Origin of the sequence: Pseudoalteromonas sp. AS84 (assembly GCF_038900255.1) — a bacterium.
GTDB lineage: Bacteria > Pseudomonadota > Gammaproteobacteria > Enterobacterales > Alteromonadaceae > Pseudoalteromonas.
This window is the reverse complement of record NZ_JBBMQY010000008.1, coordinates 122099-140624: the sequence shown is the minus strand read 5'-3', so window position 1 is coordinate 140624 and position 18526 is coordinate 122099. Positions and strand designations below refer to the sequence as shown.

The following is an 18526-nucleotide window of genomic DNA, read 5'->3' as shown; positions in this document are numbered from 1 at the left end:
TTATACTAAATTTTTTAATGCGTTAATTATATCTTCTGGCTCAGAACGAGTACGGTAATCAACATCAACATAACGCCAAGTCACTTTACCTTGTTCATCTAAAACAAAGGTGGCAGGGATCGGTAAAACACGACTATTGCCATTATTAACCGACTCTAAATCTAGGCCTCGGTCTACTCGCATATGTTCTAGTAAAAATGTAGGTACTTGCCATGCTACGCCGTAGCTTGCTGCTACATCGGCATTTTGATCACTCAGTACTAAAAAATCCATGTTACTTATTTCATCATCACTAAGTGAGCCATCGGGTACTTGCGGGCTAATAGCCACCAATTGTGCGCCTAACGCATGAATTTCAGGCAAGCGTGCTTGAAGCGCTTTGAGCTGTAAATTGCAGTACGGACACCAACTACCACGATAAAAAGTAACAACTACAGGCCCTTTAGCAAGTAACTCGGTTAACTGCACCGATTGACCATGTTGATTTGGTAACTCAAAACTTGGTGCGCTTTGGTTTAAATCAAGTGCATTAGCACCTTGTTGAAACGCTTTTGCCTGTGCAATCGTTTCATCAACACCTTTCATAAAATCAGGATTACCTTTACGCCCTGCTGCTATTTTTGCCTCAGTTTGGGCTTTTAACGTGTTATTTTCATCGCTCATAATATGGCTACCTTTAAATTAATCAAAAACTTAAAGCCAGCTTACATTATGAAAATGTATTTGAAATGAAAATTTTGGGGCGTGTTGACCATTCGGGGTTAAATTTGTTCTATCTAGGGGCTATTTAATCGCGGCGCGAGGTTTGAAACCTAGTGGGCTAAGTAAAAACCGAGCAACAAAGAGTGAATTGTCCCTAGGACGAACCCAAAGGGCAGCGCATGTTTGGTATTTATGCTGTGTTATCGCCTACTTATGTGGAATAACCACACACCATAGGCTCTGCCTTGCTTTAATACCAAACATACCGCTGCAAATTCAACATCGAAAGAAAAACACGCCCTAACTTAATCATTTACTTCTAAATCAAACACCACGTTTATTGATGATTTAAAGCTTATCGTTTGCTGTAAATAATTTTTGCAAGCTTTAGGAAATGAATCGCTCATTGGATTTACTCTATCTATTTTTTTAACCGCTGCACCAAAGCCACTGTAAACGCTTTTTTGAGTTGAGCTAATAGTGCGTACTTCACCCACTTTTGTACCAAAGGACTTAGCAAGTACATTTGCTTTTTCTTTTGCGTTATTAAGTGCTTGTTGTGTGGCTTGTGCTTGTAACAGCTCAGCTTTTGAAGATAAAAACTCAGTATTTTGAATCGCATTTACTTTTAAATTCAATAAAAAATCACTTAAATCATTCACTCTTTCAATGTTTTTTAGTGTTACTTCAAAGGTCCTTATAGCTGCGTATTCAGCGGGAGCTTGATGCCCTGTTTCAATGTAATCCATACCCGTTTTTTCAACTTTAACACTTGAGGCAGCTACATCATCGGCAGTTATTTCAAATTGATTTAGTCCGTCAATTAGTAAATTAACTTTATTATCAAGATCGTTCTTAGCTGCTAAAGGTTCGTTTTTAATACTTATAATTTGAAATAGTATTTTAGCGATATCAGGATTGGCAATCACCTCTGCAGTCCCTTGAACCGAAATTTGACGGCTTATAGGTAAGCTTGAATTGGCAAAAGTGATAAGAGGAAATAAGGTTAGAAAAATAGTGGTAATGAGTTTCATAATTTGCCCTGAATAAAGTGCCATGCTGAGTTATGCGTTAATAAATAACAGTCAATAGTATTTCTGCGAATGTTTAATTACTGTGTGCTTGATGCAGCTTTTGACTTTGGCTTAATCGTTTTTTCTTGGTGTAGGTTAGGTATTAATGCTGAAATATTTTCTTGTGAAATAATAAGTAACTTATCTTGTTTATTATCATAAACAAATAAATTCCCAATTGTTGAGGCTACTATTTGAACATTTTGAAGTTGAGTTACTTTACTCTGAGCAATTGGATAATTTAATGATAAGTGATAACTCATTGTTTTTTCGTTTACTATATCTTTACTATGAAAATGCGCCAATATAGTAGGGTATGTAGGTATTATAAGTGCTAAAAATAATACCGCTGTATAACTAGGTTTTAATAAATAGTACGGGTAACAAAAGCCATAATAAAGTCTTTTTAAAATGTTTGTTTTACTAGGGTCTGGTGTGTGTCCTGAGCGCCAATTGAAATAAATAGCAGTTATAACGATGAGCGTAGTATAAAGAGTAATAAGTAAAGGATTTGAAATCAGTGCCAGTAAAAAGTCACTTATTTCAATGAAGTTGAATACATCAATCGAGAAGTTATTAAGTAAAACGTAAAGATACACGACACCTGACAAACTACCCAGTAAGTAAAGAATAGTAAGAAACACACCAAAATTATTATGAATGTATTTTTTAACTGCTTTAAGGTCATTGTTTAACTGGTTGTAATACTTACTGGCGGCTTCAATTACCATAATAAATCCTTTTAAAATTTTTATCTTAACAAAGTAATTAGTAAATGCTGTAGTTTTGTTAAATTATTGACCTCAACTGCAACTCTTTGCCACGGCTTATTTGATGGCACTGGGCTAGCAGTAACTCGGCGGTCGCTTGTGCGTCAGTAAGGGCATGATGGCAATGATAGCTCGGTAACTCATAACGTGTGCGACAGGCATTTAGGGTTAAATCATCTTGTTTTATTTCAGTTGAATGATGAAGTAAGCGCTTTTGTTCAATATGGAGTGTGTCGATTATGAGTTTGGGACGTATCGTTATATTGGCATTTTTAAGCGCTATTTTTAAAAATCCCCAGTCGAGCATGGCATTATGAAACACTAAAATACAGTCGCTAAAATGTCTGCTTAACTGCGTTAATATACTATTTAGGCTTTGCCCTTTTGCTATAGCATCATCACTAATCCCATGAAAAACAGGACTTTGCTCAAGGCTTTTTACGTCTTTATTTATAAGGTGCTGCGACTCGCTCATTTTTATACATTGGTTATCTATTATCACCCACGCTAGTGATACAATTTCGTGCTGTTTTGCATCAAGGCCAGTGAGCTCTAAATCAATCACCAAATAACGTTGTTGTAAGGCATTTTTGCCTAGTAATTTACGGCGCTTTAAATACCGAGTGAGCAGCTTTTTTACCATGTTAGTAATCCATCATTATAAACTGCCGCGAGCAAACTTAAACGCGGCGGCTTGCTGCGCTTGTTTAACAAGGTAAAACGCTTCTTTTAGTTGATGGCGCTCTAATGAGTTTAATTTATTAGGGTTAATACAATTACTCGGTAAACCCTCTTCGTTTATTTGTGTACTCAAGCGAAGCTGCGTTAAGAACCGCCAGCAGTCTTTTAGGTTGTATATATCTTCTTTGCTGATCAGTTTATGCTTTAGTAGTGCGTCCAACCGCTCTTGTGTGTTGGCGCGCCTAATACCCGCTTTTAAAGCGTATAACCGCACTATGTCATTTATAATTACGACACCGCGTTTTTTTAAATCTATATATTTATTATTTTGATCTGTTTTTTCAGTTTTAAATTTATTAAATAAACCAATTGGCACGCTGTTGCTGCTTATGTCGGTTGCCATTGCGGCATAGAATAAGTCGTTACGCGATATACGAATTAATTGCTCGCAAAAAGCGGTGTATAAAGTATTTGAGCCTTCAATAAATCGCAGGTCAAAAAATATTTTACAGTTAAGCATTGCATCAGGCGTTGGGCTTTTTATCCATTTAAAAAATCGCTCGCTCCAGTCGTTTACGCTCATACGGCACTCATCGCTGCTTGCCATAATATTACCTGGGCAACGCCTAATGCCGCATTCAACTAAGTTTTCACATACAAACTCCCCCATGCTTTTAAAGTAAGCGTGTTGCTCGGGAGTTAAGTCGTTTGGAAGTAATAAGCCGTTATCTTGATCTGAATGCAGGGTTTGTTCTTCTCGTGCTTGCGAGCCAAAGCAAATAAAACTAAAGCTGGTTAGCGCTGCGCCATGCTCTTCTTGAAATAAATGAATAAGGCGCGATGTAAGCGCATCAGTTAAACCACTCAGTAATTTACCAATTAGCGATATGTCGTCAATGTTGTACGAAAAACCACGCAAAAGTTCGGGGATTTCTTTTGCGTAGCGTTTTAAATCAGTAACAGTATGCGCTTTGTATATGCGCCCAATAAGCTGTACGGGGTCACTTTTTTGTTGGCGCAGTAAATCGGTGCTGGTTATCATTCCTATCGGGTTATGGTTTTCGTCGAGCACGGGCAAATGATGAATATTGTATTTAAGCATTAAGTGCAGCGCCGAAAACACCCGGTTATTTTCAAATATAAACTTGGGCTTGGCGGTCATAATACTGCTGACTGCATCTTGTGGGTCTACCTCGTCAGCAAGTACTCGATTACGTAAATCGCGGTCAGTCACAACTCCCACTAAGTGTGCGTGCTGCGTTATCATTATTGACGAGACACCATGCTCTTTCATTTTTTTAGCGCTTTGCCTAATACTTGCATCGGGCGAAAGTGTAATTGCTGTGCGGGTCATCAGCTCTGATATTTTACGTTCAGACCAACTATCGTTTTTACTTTTATAATGCGATGACAACAACCGGTTAGCATGAGCGCGTACAAAATATTGCTCAAACGATTTGTATTCTCGGCGTAAATAATCAAAATGCGTTTGAGAGAGCATATACACTATGCCTTCTTTTTGTACCTCTAACCTATTTTGAATTGCTTCGCCGGTTAACAGCGACGGAAAACCAAAATAATCACCTTGCGCTAAGCGTGTAACAACATCCCCCTTGCCATCAACTAGGTCGTACAAACCAGAGCGAATTAAAAATAGTTTAGGGTTTTCACTTTGTAACCACTGCGTTTGGTTTTCGCGGGTGAGGTAAATAATATCAAGATGATTTACAAAATATTCGTATGCGCTGCTATCAAGCAGTGTAAAAGGCGCTTGCAAACAAACGTATTGGGCTATTTCTTGTTGCTCTACACTCATTGTTGTACTCATTAAAAAGTATACACAACACCAATGTACTTATTTATTAAACAAATAAAAAGCCCGACTAAAGTCGGGCTTTTGGTGCTTTATGTTTTCTAAACTGTAACTTATAAATTGTGGCTAATGGTCATGCGCTTCAGCCGATCCTTTAGGGTTACGAATACCTTCAACCATTAGTTGAATTTCAACTGGTGTAGGTTTAGTAAACTTAAGAACAATTGCAGCTACTGCAAAGTTAATAATCATACCAATTAAGCCAATACCTTCAGGTGAAATACCTAAGAACCAGTTTTCAGGGCTGTTTAGCTCTGGGCTAACAAACTTGAAGAAAATGATATACGCAGCGGTAAAGCCAATACCCGTTACCATGCCTGCAATTGCGCCTTCGCGGTTCATTGTTTTAGAGAATATACCCATAATAATTGCTGGGAAGAAACTCGCTGCCGCCAAGCCGAATGCAAATGCCACTACCGATGCCACAAATCCAGGCGGGTTAATACCAAAGTACGCGGAGATAACAATAGCGACCATGGCTGCCAACCTCGCTGCAAGTAACTCTTGCTTGTCGGTAATATCGGGCTTGAGAGTTCGCTTGAGTAAATCGTGCGAAACAGAGGTTGAAATAACCAGTAGTAAACCTGCTGTTGTAGACAGTGCAGCGGCAATACCACCCGCAGCTACAAGTGCGATTACCCACGCTGGTAAGTTAGCAATCTCTGGATTAGCTAATACCATAATGTCGCGGTCTACGTTTACTTCGTTAGCACTGTTCGGATCGGTGATTTTACCCGCCGTGTAGAACATTTTGCCATCGCCGTTTTTATCATCAAATGTAATTAAACCTGTGCGTTCCCAGTTTTTAATCCACCCTGGTGCTTCTGCATACTCTGTACCACTGCCATCTTTACCGTTTATGGTATCAATCATGTTTACACGAGCAAACGAGGCAACCGCTGGTGCTGTGGTATAAACAATCGCGATGAACACAAGAGTCCATGCTGCAGAAATACGCGTGTCTTTTACGCGAGGTACAGTGAAAAAGCGAACAATTACATGTGGTAAACCAGCAGTACCTACCATTAATGCACCAGTAATAGCGAACACGTCAATCATGCTCTTAGAGCCTTCGGTGTACTGTGCAAAACCAAGCTCAGCGCTTAGACCGTCCAGTTTATCAAGTACGTACACGCCATCGCTGCCAATTAATGTGGCACCAAAACCTGTTTGTGGGAAGAAGTGACCCGTCATCATCATCGAGATAAAAATGGCTGGTACAAGGTATGCAAATACAAGTACACAGTACTGCGCTACTTGCGTGTAGGTAATGCCTTTCATACCGCCAAGTACGGCGTAGAAAAATACAATCACCATACCAATGTAAACACCGGTTTCAATTTCTACTTCTAAAAAGCGTGAAAATACCACGCCTACACCACGCATTTGCCCTGCAATGTAAGTGAAACAAATGAATATGGCACATACAATTGCCACTAAACGCGCGGTACGTGAATAGTAACGGTCGCCAATAAAGTCTGGCACAGTAAACTTGCCGAATTTACGTAAGTAAGGCGCTAAACACATGGCTAATAGTACATAACCACCTGTCCACCCCATTAAGTAAACACTGCCATCGTAACCTGCAAACGAAATAATACCCGCCATTGAAATAAACGACGCGGCGCTCATCCAATCGGCAGCCGTTGCCATACCATTAGCAAGAGGAGGTACGCCGCCGCCTGCTACATAAAACTCTTTAGTTGAACCCGCTCGGGCCCAAATTGCTATGCCGATATAAAGCGCAAAGCTTAAACCAACAATTATAAACGTGAGTGTTTGAACATCCATTGCTTAGCTCCTATTCGTCTACGCCGTATTTTTTATCTAACGTATTCATTTTGAAAACGTACACAAAAATCAAAGCAACAAAGGTATAAATCGCGCCTTGCTGGGCGAACCAGAAGCCAAGTTTAAACCCAAAAAAACGCACTTCATTAAGTACATCAACCAGTAATATGCCAAAGCCGAAAGACACGATAAACCACACTGCTAATAGTTTAAATAACAGTGAAATGTTTTCAGCCCAATAAGCTTTTGCTTGTTCTTCATCTTTAAAAGCCATTTTTGTTTTCCCCTTTAAGCACCGCAATATCGCGATGAGTGGTTTTTTATCTTCGCTTACCAATTTAGCAACGCTGGTTAAATATTGAATTGAGACCATAGTCGTAACAGCCTGTTAACGTTTACGTAAACTGCAGATTGAATTTTATTTAAAAAACCAAAAACCTTTTAATTACATAAAGTTAATCATTTATGGATATTTAAAATACAGGAAATGTTACAAATTAGTTAATACTGCGACATTAGTCTAATATAATTACAAATTTAAATTTAACCAATTAAATTCAACAACTTGAAAAACAAATACCATTTGGAAATAAAAATCTGCACGCACACTCGCTAGGAGTTCTGGTATTGTGTTAATTCCTCATAGGGTTGAGGCACTATTTAAAATAATAAGGTTTAATAACAACATGACTGCCGTACTCATTATTGTTGCTTTAAGTTATATAGGTGTGCTGTTTTGGCTTGCCAACTGGGGCGATAAAACAACACCTTTGGCAAAGCGTATTAGCCACCATCCTTTTGTATATTCACTGTCATTAGGCATTTATTGTACGTCGTGGACTTATTACGGCTCGGTAGGTACAGCGGCCACCAGCAGTTGGAGTTATTTACCCATTTTACTTGGCCCTGCATTGTTGTTTTTTTTCGGCCAAGGGTTTTTACGTAAACTGGTATTAGTAAGTAAAAAGCAAAATATAACCACTATTGCCGATTTTATTTCAGCTCGTTACGGCAAACGCCAAACTACGGCGATTATGGTTACTGTAATCGCGTTACTAGCGACTATTCCCTACATTGCACTGCAATTAAAAGCGCTCAGTACCAGCTTTTTACTGCTGCAAAGTAGTACTAAAATATCCGGTGATATGCTCGCGCTTTCTGCCACATTAATTATGGCTTTGTTTGCCATATTTTTTGGTACACGCAAGGTTGATGTAACTGAATATCGTTCTGGGTTAATGCTTGCTGTTGCATTTGAATCAATGATTAAACTGATTGCCCTTATTGCTGTTGCTGGACTTGCAGTATTTACACTATTTAACTTGCCCGAAACCGCTGCAAATAAGGTAACCGAATCGATGTGGGATCACTGGACTAACTTTAACTTTTTTAGTTTTAACTTTATTGGTCAGTCTTTAATGGCTGCGGCGGCTATTATATGTTTACCACGTCAGTTTCATGTAACCGTGGTCGACAATCAAAATAAACGTCACTTACTTACCGCTCGCTGGGCTTTTCCGCTGTATTTACTATTAACCGCCGCAATGATTTTACCTATTGCCACAGCGGCTATTCATCCTGAAATTGGCAGTGGCTATTCACCCGACAGCTTTGTACTTGCCCTACCTTTAATTAACGACAATGCCTTTTTAACCACCTTTGTATTTATAGGCGGTTTATCTGCCGCTACTGCAATGATAGTGGTAGCCACGCTAACGTTGAGCACGATGATTTCAAACGATGTGGTATTACCGTTAATGCTACGTCGTAAATTTAAACGCAACTTAATTACCACCAGTTATAAGTCTCGTATTTTACTAGTAAGGCGCTTTGCTATTGCAGGCATATTAATTTTGGCTTATTTCTATCAACAATGGTTTGGCCACAGCAGTGCACTGGCAAGTATGGGCTTGGTGGCTTTTTCACTTGTTACACAATTACTGCCCTCTATTGTGGGTGGTTTATATTGGCGAAAAGGTCATGCTTATGGGGTTTATGCAGGTTTAGTGGCTGGCTTTATTTGCTGGATACTATTTCTAATGCTGCCAATACTCGATGCCGGCACAACCCTTGATAGCGAGCTACAACAAACACTTATCACGCGTGGAACCTTAATAGCTTTGTTTGCCAATATTGGTTGTTATATTAGTTTTTCACTAGGGGCTGAGGAGCGCTTAATTGATAAAATTCAGGCAGCTGCTTTTGTTAATCCTAAAGATCAGGCTATTTTATCAAGGCGCTTAAATAAAGACGTAAAAGCCACTGTTTACGACTTTAAAATACTCCTACAAACCTTTTTAGGTATTCAGCGCAGCCAACAAGTATTGGCCCATTACGCACTCGCCCATCACTTAAGCGATAATAACGCACACCCAGAGCCTGAATTTATAGCCTACTGCGAACGCGCTTTAACAGGCGTGCTGGGCGCATCGTCGGCTCAAGCATTAATACACACGGTATCGTCGGGTAAGCGCATGGCGTTTGAAGAAGTTGTAAACTTTTTTGACGAGACCACACAAGCGCTGCAGTTTAATCAAAACCTGTTATTTACCTCACTCGAAAATTTAAGTCATGGTATTTCGGTTGTTGATAAAGATTTAAAGCTAGTGGCTTGGAATAAGCGCTACAGCGAAATGTTCGGCTACCCTGAAGGGTTTTTAGAAGTAGGCCAACCCATAGAGGATATTATTAGATACAACGCAGAGCGCGGCGAATGTGGCCCTGGCGAAATAGAGCGCCAAGTAGAAAAACGTGTGCAGCATTTAAAATACGGCAGCTCGCATCACTTTATTCGCCACCGTCGTAATGGCCAAGTATACGAAATGATTGGGAATCCGCTGCCCGATGGCGGATTTGTTACCAGCTTTTCGGATATTACCAATCACATAAGTACGCAAAATGCGCTTGAAGAAGTAAACATGGATCTTGAAAACCGCATAGAAGCGCGAACTCAAGAAGTGCAAACCATTAATAGAGACTTACAAGCTCAAATAGATAGCCGTGTACAAACCGAGCAAGCACTTACTTTAGCCAAACGAGAAGCAGAGCAAGCCAACGACAGTAAAACGCGCTTTTTAGCACTGGCGAGCCACGATATTTTACAGCCGTTAAACGCAGCACGTTTATACCTTGCTGCCATTGACGAAAAGCAACTCGACAGCACTAACCAAAACAGCTTTGAAAAACTAGGCGACAGTCTCGATTCAACCGTGCATTTAATGTCGGCATTACTTGAAATAGCCAAGCTAGAACAAGGCGCTATGACCCCAACCCCTCGCCACTTTTATATCGAAGATATTTTAGCGCCACTGCAAAGTGAATACGCTATTTTATCAAGTGATAAAGGGCTTAAACTTAGTGTGCGTTCACACCAGCAAATTGTGCACAGCGATATAACCTATTTGCGCCGAATTATTCAAAACTTGGTCTCTAATGCAGTAAAATACACCGATAACGGCCGTGTATTAATTGCCTGTAGAAACCGTAAACACAATTTACGAATAGAAGTATGGGATACAGGCCCAGGTATTAGCGAAGTTGAGCAAGCTAAAATATTTAACGACTTTTACCGTGTTGAGTCGGGCGATAACAAAGGCGTAGGCTTAGGCTTGGGTGTTGTAAAACGTATGGCTGACTTATTAAGTTTGCCGCTTGATGTTCATTCTGAGCCTAATAAAGGTAGCCGTTTTAGTATTGAAGTACCTTATGGCGATGAGCAGTTTGTGCAACAAAAAAGTACGACAAACAGCCTAATAGAAAACCGTGCAGCAATTAATATTGTTGCCGTGGATGACGACCCTGAAAACCTAGCCGCAATGGCAAGCTTACTTAAAAAGTGGCAAGCTAATTACACCCTGTTTGATAACGTAGATAATGTACTGGCGCATGCTAAGCAAAACCGCGCACCCGATGTTATTTTAATGGACTATCAATTAGGTAGCGACTGCGATGGCATAACGCTAATTAAAACTCTGCGCGAAATTTGGCAAAGCCAGGTACCCGCTATTTTAATTACCGCAGTGCGCGACACCGAGCTTAAACAAGAAACCAAAGCCGCTAATATTCATTATTTAAGTAAGCCAATTAAACCGGGCAAACTAAAGGCACTGCTTAATCACAGTACATAATATTTTAGTTAAAAGTATTCTAGTTAAAAGCTATCAAATAATAGCGTAAAACAAAAAGCCCAGTATCTTCACTGGGCTTTGCATTATAAAGTGTTCATAAAGTTAAACTGGATTTACTCGGCTTCTAAGCTTTTGGAACAACCAACTTAGTCCCACCAACGAAAGCCCTAAACCAATAAACGAAAGCGCTTTAAGCAACCCCTCCAAATTAGCCATATCAATTAAGAACACTTTAACAATAACTGCAGCTAGTAAGCCTAAGCCTACTTTTTGTATTAATAACTGGTTTTTTAAATGACCAAAAATAACAGTACCCGCACCCATTACTAACCAAATGACAGAGTAGCTATAAAGCTCTGCATTACTTGCGCCTTTTGATAAGTAAATGTAAGGACCTTGCCAGTATTGACGAATAAAGCTGTTTATTGCCAATAATATAAAGCCACCCGCAACGGCCAATATAAATGGCGTAGCTTTAGCATTTATTGGTTTTACAAGCTTGGCCAGCCAAAGCGTTAATCCTGCAGGTACTAGCCACAATAGTAATAACCAGTTAAATATTGGCAGCTCACCTATGTAAAGGGATTCGAATAATGGGTTGTCGTCAAGCAGTGTTTTAATAGCAAAAACCCCTGCTAACCCCGCAAGTGCAAAGCCCGCCACTTGGTATAACTTAGCTAAAGTACCGGCAAGTTTTGCTCTGTGTAAGTACACACACCCTAATGCCAGCCAGTTACAGGTAAGGAGTATTTGTTCGTAAAAGTTAAGTGAATCAAATTGCGGATAATGCCCTACTAGCTGATAACTTGTTTCGGTGGTAATAAAAAGCGCTAAACAATGAAGCGCTGCACCTTCCAGCCATATTTTAAGTTTTGATGAGTCAAAGCACTTAGCTGCGGCAAAAAATAACGCAATACATAACGGATAAACCACAATACTCCAATGCAAACCAAATACGGTTAGCGCATCGTAGCTTGGCGTCCAAGATGAAAGCGTAAGGCGCAGTAATAACGCAGCAACCAAGGCTTTTATAGGCCAATGCGGCATAGGCACGCTATAGCGTTTAATAAGTACGCTTATAAGTAATACTTGCACAGCAAGTGCGATGGTTAATCCGCTGTCACTTAGTAGCATAGTAATTGCTAACGTAATATTGGCATTAGCGCCTACCCAATAAGTAAAACGCTGAAATAGCGTTGTATTATGCTGCGCGAGCTTTATTAAAATAGCCGCTACTACAAACAATACAACGGCCCAAAGTGGATATGCAGTACTTAACGCAGAATTAGGAATAAGCGTATATAAAGTAGCTATCATTACAAATGCACTAAATGCCCCCGTAATATGAAAGGCTAAACGCTTAATCTGTTTTTTGCCGTAATAGAGCCCAAAAGCGGTAAGTAACAATCCGAGTAATAAACCCAAACCATACTCATTTTTGAATATAAAGAGTGCGTCATCAAATAGGTTTGGCGAAAGATGCGTGCGTTCAGCGCCTATCACTAATAGCGTTGAAATAACTAATGCTACGCCCTGCCAAATATCCCAGCGGCTATTTTTAAGTACTAAAAACAACACCAATACAATACATAACACGCCGATTGTTTGCCACTGCATATCAAAGTGACTTATTAACATGGTAAATATTAAGGGCGCTATAAAAGCGAGTAATAAGAGGTGATCTGGAAGCACTTTAATTAAGCGTTTTAAACTGTGCGGGCGGTGCTCAATAACACTCAATTTTAAGCCCAATCGCGGTATAGCAATTAGCCCTACAATGCTAAGTAAAGCAAACGTCCCCATTAACCAAACGGTATTAATTTTAAGTAGCGTAAAACCAACTAAATACCAGCCAATGTGCCCCGCCCATAATAAATACCACAACCAAGCTCGCTGTACTTTATGTGCAACTAACGCAGCCGACAAACTTACAAAGCCAACATACATAAATAATGCAAACAAGTTACCACTGCCAGTGCTAACCCATATTGGTACACTATAAGCGCCAATAATACCTAATACAGCCAATAATGGCCCCAACCTAAGCGCCATCGCACTTGCACTAATCGCAATAACTGCCAGTGCAAAAAATGCCACGGTAGGACTAAGCATATCGTAGCTACTGTAAGCTAAAAGCGTTAAAGCAAAACAGGTAATAAACCCGCCGCTTGCAAGCGCTGCGGGTATGTAATTATTAAAGCCTTCAAATACAATGCGTTTATGATGTAAATAAGCCGCGGCTGCAATTAAGCTAAGCCCAAATAAGCCGCCTAAACTCAACCTCATTACTGGCGAGAGTAATCCAGCTTCTAGGCTGTATTTAGCTAAAAATATGCCCCCAAACGCAAGCGCTATTGCGCCTATCCAGGTCATCCAGTTCTCTTCAAACCCTGCGCGTAGTTTATTAAAGAGTAATTCTATGGCTGATGCTTTAGCTGGTTTGGCTTTTTTAGGAGGTGCTGATGGCTGATTTATTACAGGTGGTGACACGCTTTGGGGCGTTAAGTTTGACCGTGCTTTATAAGCAGCGATTGGCTCAGACCTTGAAAGCGCTGCCTGAGCAGTAGATGCTTCGCTTTGAGGTTCACTTTGCGATATCGGTTTATGTGTTTGTAAGTGTGTTACTTTGGCCCTTAAAACAGCAACTTCTTGTTTTAATCCATTTAACTGCACTAGCGCTATTAAGCCGCAAATAGCACCGGCAACTACAACCAGTATTACTATAACGGCTAACCCAACTAAATCATCCATGGCACACTCTTATTAATTATTATGCCCTGAGTGTACCTAATTATTAATAAGTAGGTAAATTTTGTTCGATAAAAAAGCCTAAGCACTTAAAGTACTTAGGCTTTACGCTACTTAATATATTTAGGGTTATTCAACACTATCGGTGATAGTGCGCTCTAGGGTCATTTTATAACCTGAGCTTGTTGTTTCATCATGCTCTAAAATCAATATGTAATTACCCTCTTGTGTAAAGTCCATATCGCTTTGTTGAATAAGCACAATTTGCTGACCGTTGTCTTCATATACAGCATAAACAGTGTAAACTTCGTTATCTACAACCTGCTCTTCTTGATCGTATCTATCTAAACCATCAACTACGTTACTGGTGTCATCTACCGTTTCGCCGTTAAGTGTAAAGTACACATCAACATCTGAAACCGATTGTCCTGCATAGCTTTCAATTAGGTTTACAACCGATACCGTATGGCTGTAACTACTTGGCGTTAGGTTTTCTTCAACGCTCATCATACGTAGACCGTTATCAACGTCGTTATAAAAAATACCCACCGCACTTTGCTCACGCTCTAGCGTCATTAAAAAGTTATCGGCAAGCTTTGTGCCTTCTTCGTCGTACATCGCTACGCTGTAACTATTAGGCGAAAGTTCAACATAGTCTGTATACGAATCACTAGCGACTGTATTTGTTGTATTTACAGTTGTGCCACGTGTAGCCGAAAAGCTAACTGGCGAGTAGTCATCAATCGTATTTATAAAACGTAATTGCCCCAACGCAGATTGGTGCTTAAGCTCAGTAACGTAATTATTATCGGTTACTACATCAAGCGTAATACCGCCTTCTTCTGTTGCATAACTTGGGCGGATCATTGCTACATAGCTTGCTTCGTCGTATAAATAAACAGATGACGACTCGTACACAACATCACTGCTGCCCGCTTGAGTTATATAAATAGTGTAATAACCTTCATCAATGCTTTGCAGGTCTAACTCACTTAAATATTGAGCCGATGAAAAAAGTGTCGCGCTTTCAAATACGCCATCATCAGTTGCTAAGTAAATATCGTAGTTAGTGTCTTCCCCTGCAATATTATAAAACCCTAAGTTAAACTCACCCGTATCGCTTGTGATAGGTACGCTAAGCTCTGTAAATGTAGGTTCATCGAAGTTGCCGCTCATTACTACTAACTGTGTTTTGTCACCTTTAATAGAAATTTCTTGGTCGCTAATTGTTATATAGCTGTCGTTAGCATCTAGGTATTCAAAACTTACATCATAAGTACCTGTGCTGTAGTTATGGCGAGTAGTTACATCGGCAAAATCAGCGCCTGAACGCTCTGTTTCTTCAACAAACAAACGCGTGTATGGGCTATTGTAAGAGCCGTTATACAATTGGATGTAACCTGTAGAGCTTGAGCTATCATCAGAGCCGCAGCCCGACAAAATAGTAATTAGACTTAAGGGTAATGCAGCTTTTAAAAGGGAGTTGGTCATTAAGGTTATTCCTTATTATTAATATCTCCATTATGACCCAAACATTCTATTTTAATTTCATGATTTACAAAGCATTACCCTCACTGACATTTCCTTACGAAAACGTTAAAAAGTGTAGTAAATGTGCAAAGAATAAGGACGTGTTTTTATATAATTAAAAACGCTTACGGGGCAACTTCAAAACGATCTCGACCATTCTTTTTAGCTAAATATAAAGCTTGGTCAGCGCGTTTCATTACTTTATCTAAAGGCTCATTAGGCGTTTGCATTGCAACACCTATGCTTACTGTTAAGTGGCGAGAATTTTTAACACTTATGGTGTGCGCAATGGTAATTAATTGTTTTGAAAAATTACACGCTTGCATCATATTATTTGTAGGCAAGTAGCCGCCAAACTCTTCACCGCCGAGGCGAGCAAATTTATTTTTATACGTAAAAGCATTGTCGTATTTAGTTGCTAGTTCTTTAAGCACTGCATCACCTACATCATGACCAAATTCATCATTAATTGCTTTAAAGTGGTCTATATCGATAATTAAAATAACGAAAGGTGAGAGCTGAGCATCTTTAGCGTGCTGATAAAAATAACGTCTGTTATGCACCTTAGTTAAATCGTCAATAATTAGCTCACGTGCTAATCGGTTATTGATACTTTGTACAAAGCGCATCGTTTTAAATAAACCATAGGAAGTTAAAAGCATGCCGCTGGTTCTGCATAAGTCTTCAAAATAAATACTTACCCAGTAAGGCTGCACAACTAACTCATCTAGTACATCAGCAGTAGCTCCAATACTCCAAAGTAATAAACCTAAACTAGAAAAAATATATGCCTGCTTAGATAGTTCAGAGCATTGGACCATCCAAAATAAAAATACAAGTACAATTAAATTAATAAAATCGGTAGTAAAACCGTAAACATTATTTTGAACTTGCAAGGGAGGGAAGTTAGTTAGGGAGTAGGCTGAAAAAATAGCAATATAGATCAATAAAGCTAAACTTAAAACTTTATTGATCAAAGGCATTTTATAAAAATTAGAAAGTTTAACGGTAAGTTTTACAGTTTCAATCATATTAATTGCTAGGTTTTTCAGTACTTCATTTAAAAACTATAGCACAATAATAAAAACCCTCGCGAAGATAAAACCCACAATAACCCCCAAATTTATACTTAAACTACGGTACTAAGTCCCCACAATCCCAACACTAAAATAGTAATGCCAATCATAGCCTTAGTTTTATGTTTGCTAATGATTCGCTCTGCTTCATTACCTGCATAATAAACAATAATGGCCAAGCCAAAGTAACGAATAGAACGCGCGATACCCGAAGCCAATAAAAATAGCCAAATAGAGTACTTAGTCGCGCCTGCTGCAAGCATCGCTATTTGAAACGGAATAGGCACTATGCCCAGTGTTATTACAAACCAAAAACCTTGATCTTGCATTTGTTGTTTAACGTTTTCAAATTGCTCAGGGCTCGAAAACGTATTAATAATCCAATCGCCAACCGCATCAAATAAATAATAACCTAACGCATAGCCAAACAATGCACCCACTATGCAACCTAAAGTCGCCATTAACGCGATAAGCCATAGCTTCTCTCTACGAGCTTGCATTAGCGGTACTAATACAGCCTCAAGTGGAATAGGAACTATGGTTGACTCTAAAAACGACGCCACTGTAATACCGCTAAGCATATGCTTAGAATCAATAAAATTACGTGTTTTTTCTTTTAGCTTTTTTTGAATGGCCATAGTAAATCCTTTTCACTTATAAATAAGAACAAGAGTATTCAATGAGCTAATAATTACATATTTAGGTTAATACACGCTGAAAACAGTGTACTAAATTTATCAGGTTCTAATGCATTAACAAATTAGTAATATCTATAATAATATTTTATTATGTGCGCATGTAGTTAGATTCCCTATCACAGTAGTTATTAATTTATGCAAAGTGCGCGTTTTATTCCCTTTAGAAAGCAAGATATTGTTGATATGTGTAGCCAAGAGCTCAATAACAACACACAACAAACATCGTTTAAACAATTTTGCGATTTACTAGCAAGCCTTATTCATTACGATTACCACGCAACACTTGAATCACTTAAAAACAACTACGCCCCTTTTGATCCCAACAGTGACACGCGATCGTTAGCGCCAGTATCGGCTGATCAAAAAGCGCAGTGCCAACGTGAGTTTGCTAAAGATTTTGCCAAGGTGCTTAATGCCGCTAATTTTGAAGTGATCACCAATGAAGACTTACAAGATGCATTAAATGAAGAGTCGCTATTTAAGGTGCGCCTTGAAGTTGAATTTGACGACTTTGAAGAAGTCGTATTTTATCGCCGTGGCGAGTCGCAACTCACTGAAACGATTACCAGCTTTTGGGGCCTTCGTAAAAAGCCGCTGCACTTTACTAATTACGACCGTGTTGCTGTGTTTATTCGCTTTAAAGATAGCGCTTATTTTAAAGCTAAAAATAAAACGCCAATGGGATTTGAGCCAAGTTCAACCATAGTAAAGCTGTTTCAAAATGTACCAAAGGCCGATCTCGAAATGCTATTTCCTAATAGTGAAGTACGCATGCGCCCTATCGATAAAGCAATTATTGGCTCATCGGCTTTAGTTGGCGGTGCAGTGGTACTTATTACCAAACTTGGTGCATCAATTGTATTATTGCTTGCTCTGTTTGCTTTTTGGGGTGGCTTTAGAAGTGAAGCTGTAGAAATGACCCAACAACATTTTATTACCTTTGCTATTGGCATGGGAGTATTTGGCAGCTTTATTTTTAAAGAATGGAGTAAGTTTAAAAACCGTAAAATTAAATTTATGAAAGCGCTTAGCGATAATCTCTACTTTAAAAACCTCGATAACAACGCGGGTGTTTTTCACACGCTTATTGATGCTGCCGAAGAAGAAGACATAAAAGAAGCCCTGCTTGCTTATACTTTTTTATTAAAATCAGAAAGTGGCTTAACCGCACAAACGCTTGATGAACAAATAGAGCATTGGTTTAAAAGCAAATATCAGTGCGATCTTGATTTTGAAATTAGCGATGCACTTGAAAAGCTGGTACGTATGCGTTTGGTAACATGTAGTAACGAAATAGAAGGTAATGAAGTGTATAACGCGCTAAGTTTAGACCATGCAAAAGCTATTTTAGATGAACGTTGGGATAACCTGTTTCAGTATAATTAATGTAGTATTTTTGCTAAATAATTACCCAAATAAAAAGCAGCTATAATTATAGCTGCTTTTTTGATTACACT

General features: G+C 39.2%; 13 protein-coding genes. 2 read left to right on the top strand and 11 right to left on the bottom strand.

Annotation, left to right across the window (positions count from 1 at the left end):
- The 7 genes from WNY79_RS10610 to WNY79_RS10580 all read right to left on the bottom strand — a co-directional run bounded on the left by WNY79_RS10610 (position 1) and on the right by WNY79_RS10580 (position 7164).
- Positions 1 to 663 carry a peroxiredoxin-like family protein gene (locus WNY79_RS10610; RefSeq protein ID WP_342875833.1) on the bottom strand — a complete coding sequence of 221 codons (663 nt, stop codon included), beginning with the start codon at positions 661 to 663 and terminating at the stop codon, positions 1 to 3.
- A 344-nt stretch (positions 664 to 1007) separates the two neighbouring features.
- Positions 1008 to 1736 (bottom strand): SIMPL domain-containing protein, encoded by a 729-nt coding sequence (locus WNY79_RS10605; RefSeq protein ID WP_342875832.1) that lies wholly within the window; start codon positions 1734 to 1736, stop codon positions 1008 to 1010.
- A 77-nt stretch (positions 1737 to 1813) separates the two neighbouring features.
- A complete protein-coding gene (locus WNY79_RS10600; protein ID WP_197186096.1) occupies positions 1814 to 2506 on the bottom strand; it encodes a hypothetical protein in 693 nt (230 codons plus the stop codon).
- Positions 2507 to 2564: 58 nt separating this feature from the next.
- The gene (locus tag WNY79_RS10595; RefSeq protein WP_024603713.1) at positions 2565 to 3188 is read right to left on the bottom strand and encodes a 3'-5' exonuclease; all 624 of its coding nucleotides are present in this window, start codon (positions 3186 to 3188) and stop codon (positions 2565 to 2567) included.
- A gap of 15 nt (positions 3189 to 3203) precedes the next feature.
- Complete coding sequence (locus tag WNY79_RS10590) at positions 3204 to 5042, bottom strand: putative nucleotidyltransferase substrate binding domain-containing protein (RefSeq protein WP_342875831.1); 1839 nt, start codon at positions 5040 to 5042, stop codon at positions 3204 to 3206.
- 123 nt (positions 5043 to 5165) lie between these two features.
- Positions 5166 to 6890, bottom strand: coding sequence for a sodium:solute symporter family protein (locus WNY79_RS10585; RefSeq protein ID WP_076925307.1), 1725 nt, complete (start codon positions 6888 to 6890; stop codon positions 5166 to 5168).
- 10 nt (positions 6891 to 6900) lie between these two features.
- Positions 6901 to 7164, bottom strand: a complete 264-nt coding sequence (locus WNY79_RS10580) for a DUF4212 domain-containing protein (RefSeq protein ID WP_007377498.1) — start codon at positions 7162 to 7164, stop codon at positions 6901 to 6903.
- 412 nt (positions 7165 to 7576) lie between these two features.
- Here WNY79_RS10580 and WNY79_RS10575 point away from each other — a divergent pair, with 412 nt between their 5' ends.
- A complete protein-coding gene (locus WNY79_RS10575) occupies positions 7577 to 11017 on the top strand; it encodes a PAS-domain containing protein (RefSeq protein WP_342875830.1) in 3441 nt (1146 codons plus the stop codon).
- Between the two features lie 102 nt (positions 11018 to 11119).
- Here the strand turns inward: WNY79_RS10575 and WNY79_RS10570 are convergent, their stop codons facing one another.
- The 4 genes from WNY79_RS10570 to WNY79_RS10555 all read right to left on the bottom strand — a co-directional run bounded on the left by WNY79_RS10570 (position 11120) and on the right by WNY79_RS10555 (position 17009).
- The gene (locus WNY79_RS10570) at positions 11120 to 13768 is read right to left on the bottom strand and encodes a DUF2339 domain-containing protein (RefSeq protein WP_342875829.1); all 2649 of its coding nucleotides are present in this window, start codon (positions 13766 to 13768) and stop codon (positions 11120 to 11122) included.
- 126 nt (positions 13769 to 13894) lie between these two features.
- Complete coding sequence (locus tag WNY79_RS10565) at positions 13895 to 15256, bottom strand: hypothetical protein (RefSeq protein WP_076925304.1); 1362 nt, start codon at positions 15254 to 15256, stop codon at positions 13895 to 13897.
- A gap of 164 nt (positions 15257 to 15420) precedes the next feature.
- Positions 15421 to 16326 (bottom strand): GGDEF domain-containing protein, encoded by a 906-nt coding sequence (locus WNY79_RS10560; protein WP_342875828.1) that lies wholly within the window; start codon positions 16324 to 16326, stop codon positions 15421 to 15423.
- Between the two features lie 98 nt (positions 16327 to 16424).
- The gene (locus WNY79_RS10555) at positions 16425 to 17009 is read right to left on the bottom strand and encodes a VTT domain-containing protein (RefSeq protein ID WP_024600650.1); all 585 of its coding nucleotides are present in this window, start codon (positions 17007 to 17009) and stop codon (positions 16425 to 16427) included.
- 195 nt (positions 17010 to 17204) lie between these two features.
- On the opposite strand from WNY79_RS10555, the gene WNY79_RS10550 reads away from it, so the two are divergent.
- Positions 17205 to 18455 carry a TMEM143 family protein gene (locus WNY79_RS10550; protein ID WP_170072684.1) on the top strand — a complete coding sequence of 417 codons (1251 nt, stop codon included), beginning with the start codon at positions 17205 to 17207 and terminating at the stop codon, positions 18453 to 18455.
- Positions 18456 to 18526: the final 71 nt, after the last annotated feature.